The 3,638-nt window shown below is 32.9% G+C and carries 3 protein-coding genes; 1 reads left to right on the forward strand and 2 read right to left on the reverse strand.

Annotation, left to right across the window (positions count from 1 at the left end; all coding sequences use genetic code 11):
- A partial coding sequence (locus PLA12_14540; protein ID HOQ33708.1) for an immunoglobulin domain-containing protein occupies window positions 1–1,013 on the forward strand: 1,013 nt, incomplete at its 5' end.
- Window positions 1,014–1,083: 70 nt separating this feature from the next.
- On the opposite strand, the gene PLA12_14545 is transcribed toward PLA12_14540, so the two are convergent.
- Together PLA12_14545 and PLA12_14550 are read right to left on the reverse strand one after the other, a co-directional pair.
- A complete protein-coding gene (locus PLA12_14545; protein ID HOQ33709.1) occupies window positions 1,084–2,193 on the reverse strand; it encodes an aminotransferase class I/II-fold pyridoxal phosphate-dependent enzyme in 1,110 nt (369 codons plus the stop codon).
- Window positions 2,194–2,213: 20 nt separating this feature from the next.
- Window positions 2,214–3,638: hypothetical protein (locus PLA12_14550; protein ID HOQ33710.1), on the reverse strand; the 1,425-nt coding region annotated here is incomplete at its 5' end.

Below are 3,638 nucleotides of genomic sequence, written 5' to 3' on the forward strand. Positions count from 1 at the left end.
CTTCTGTTGCCCTTACATCAGAAAGTGTTTCTCAATTTTTGCCCGGTTTAACATTTACTCCCATAGATTCAAGAAACTACCAGTTATTGACCAATTACTTAGGTGCTCGGGATGTTAATGGTAATGGCATATTATCTCCTTCCGAATTTGCCGATGCGGATAAAGATGGATTTACAAATGCTCAGGAATATCTGTATTTTGAATGTGATGGGAAAAATGCCTTTGTTAATGCGGCACTTAATCCAAATATTAAACCTCCACAATTTCCTCCTCCAAGGAATTTTACAGTAAATGAAGGGACAAATCTCCGTTTATATGTGCCCGAATTACTGCATGTATATTTAACAACCTATGAATGGTATAAGGATGGCGTTTTAATAAATGATAATGAAAGAATTAAAGGAAGTTCGAAACGGACTTTAAATATTGAAAACTTGTCATTAGAAGATACAGGAAGTTATATTTGTTATTACTGTGAGAATAATCCCAATAATTATGAGGTTAAATCTTATGGACCTATAACAGTAAATGTGCAGCCTGAAATACAAGAAGGTGAAGGTTCGGTGACTGAAGGAGAGGGAATTATAGAAGGTGAAGGTGTAGGTGAAGGGATAATAGAAGGCAGTGTAGAAGGAATTGAAGAAGGGATAATAGAAGGTATCGAAGAAGGAGAAGGCGAAGGATTAACAGAAGGAAGTATAGAAGGAGAAACTTTACCACCTCATAGTTCTGATAGGAATGGTGATTGGCGGATAGACCTATCCGAGTTGTTGCGTGTAATACAATTTTTCAATTCCGGTGGTTATCATTGTGAAGTTGGTACAGAAGATGGATTTGCTCCCGGTATCGATGGGGATAAAACATGTCGGCCGCATGATTCCGATTATAAACAACAAGATTGGAAGATTGATTTGAGTGAATTACTCAGAGTAATTCAGTTCTTTAATACAAATGGATATTATCCCTGTCCAGGAGCCAGTGAGGACAATTATTGCCCAAATATACAACAGTAATTTTCTCTTTTATAAAGTTTTACAAGTATTCTTACTAAAAATCTCAATAATTGTTATTTTTATTTGGTATTTATAAAAATTGTTTTGCTAATTTGTTGAGTTCTTCGACGCCTCGTTTAATAGTCTCGTCAGGAGCGGCAAAGGAAATGCGGAAGTGTGTTTTCTTATCAGAGAAAACACTTCCTGGAATTATAAGAATATTATTTTCTATTGCCTTTTTCACAAATTCATCACCACCACCTCCCGGAGCCTTAGGAAATATATAAAAAGCACCTTTCGGCTTTATTACTTCAAAGGTATCTTTTAATCCTTCATATATTAAATTTCTTTTCCTTCGGTATGCTTCTATTTTTTCTGTCATATCCGCTTTTAGTGCTTTAACCGCAGCTTTTTGGGCAAATGAAGGGGCACAAACAAAGGTGTATTGTTGTAGTGTATTCATTTGTTGAATAATATCTTCAGGTCCTGCCACATATCCCACACGCCAACCTGTCATGCCAGCATTTTTAGAAAAGCCATTAAGCAAAATTACCTGGTCATACATCCCTGCAATTGTAGATGGCTCTTCGTCATATAATAAAGATTCATAAATTTCATCGGTTATAACTAATAATTTGTATTTTTTTGCCAAGTCAGCAATTTTTGCCAAATCTTCTTTAGGAATTGTTAGTCCTGTGGGATTGGACGGACTATTTAAAATCAAGATTTTTGTTTTATCCGTTATAACAGGTTCAATCTTTTCTGCTGTTAAATGAAAATCAGGATAGGTGTCCACGGATACAGGTTTTCCACCTAATAAATTAACCAGATGTTTATACATAACAAAATAAGGGTCAGCAAAAACAACTTCATCCCCAGGATTAACCGTTGCTAATAAGGCGAGGAATAATCCACCTAATACTCCACAGGTTATCATAACATTAGATATTTTTACGCCAAACTTATCTTGATAATATTCCTGCACTGCTTCCCGAAGTTCATCGATACCCCATGTTTGTGTATATGAGTTAAAGCCATTTTTTATGGCACTAATAGCGACATCTTTACATACTTCATCTACATCATAATCCGGTTGACCAATACTTAAGTTAATAGGATTTTTCATTTTTGCTGCTAATGCAAAAACTTTACGAATTCCACTGGCATCAATATAGTTCATTCGTTCTGCAATGTAACTCATGAATATACTCCTTTGTTTTACTATGATATTTTGTTTATAAGTTCATTTATTTCCTGTATTAATTCAGGTGGAGGATTATTTTCTTTTGCTTTTTCAAGCCATAATTTTGCCTGTTCTTTGTAACCTTTTTCAACTGCTATACGAGATAAGATTACATATTTTTCCCCTGTAGAATAAGAAGTTTGTCCCATATAAATTTCTGCTGATACAAAATCACTTTTATTTATACATTCTTGGACTATGTTTTCCCATAGTTGTTTATTCTCATTAAAATAATTTGCCCATTTCTCTATAAATTCCTCAGGTTTACCTGATTTCCCGTATATAGTACCAAGTTTAATTAACAAATCCTTATTATCTTGTTCTTTTTGCACACCCAAAGATAACCATGCCTGAGATAAGGTAAACATACCTTTTTTTTCATAGTAATCTGCGATAATTTGATAAGGGGCTTTGAAGACATTATCATTAACTAACAAAGAAACAGGAATATTATTTAATGCTTTTTTTATATCATCGTATCCTTTTTGGAAATCCTCTTTTTGGTCTTTTAATTTATTAAAGTCTTGTTTTAATATTTCCCATCCCTGCTCATAATTCAATAATTTCTGTGCTACATCTAAAAATTTATTTTTTTCATCTGTGTTTAAATCCTTGTTAATCAAATATAAACTTATGTATGAATTATACAATTGAATTAAGTTGTCTTTGTTTTCTGTCCCTGTTTTTATTTCCTTCTCAATTATTCTTATCTGCATTCTTATACTTTCACTGTCAAAAGGATTTAGTCCAATAGCCTTTGCTATGTATCTTTTGGCTTCATCATAGCGGTTACTTTCCAAACATAAAAGCGATTTATTTTGCAATACTTCTATGTGTTCGGGATTTAGTTCTAACAGGGTATTCCATGCTTGCTCGGATTTTTCAAGATAAGTATTTTTTTGAGGGCTTTCTTCTTTTGCTTTTTTTGTCATAGTTCGTGCTAAATATTTCCATGCTTCAGTATTTGAAGGATAATTTCCTGCACAGGCTAACCATAATCTTTCTGGGTCTTTTAACTCATAGGTAAGTTGAAAACTAAATATAGAGAGGATAGACAGAATGATTAAAAAAAAGAGGAAGACTAATCGAAAAATAGTTTTATTCTTTTCATAAATATTTTGAGCAGAGAAATAACAAAACATAATGATACTTAAAGTTACAAAATAACTACTGTTGCACATACTTAAATCAAGTCTTTGGAATATAGGGAAAATAGCAATGCTTGAGATTAGTAGGAGAGAGGAAAGGAAAGATAAGGTCTTTGAATTTTTATAAAAATAAAATGCCAACATGAGTAAAAAAAAGAATATTGTTAATGCGATGGGTATGCTTAATAATGAATTAATCTCAAAATACTGTAATGGGAAAAAGGATGTAGGGAAAAGGAATAAAATGAAAAGCCC

Origin of the sequence: Candidatus Hydrogenedens sp. (assembly GCA_035378955.1) — a bacterium.
Lineage (GTDB): Bacteria > Hydrogenedentota > Hydrogenedentia > Hydrogenedentales > Hydrogenedentaceae > Hydrogenedens.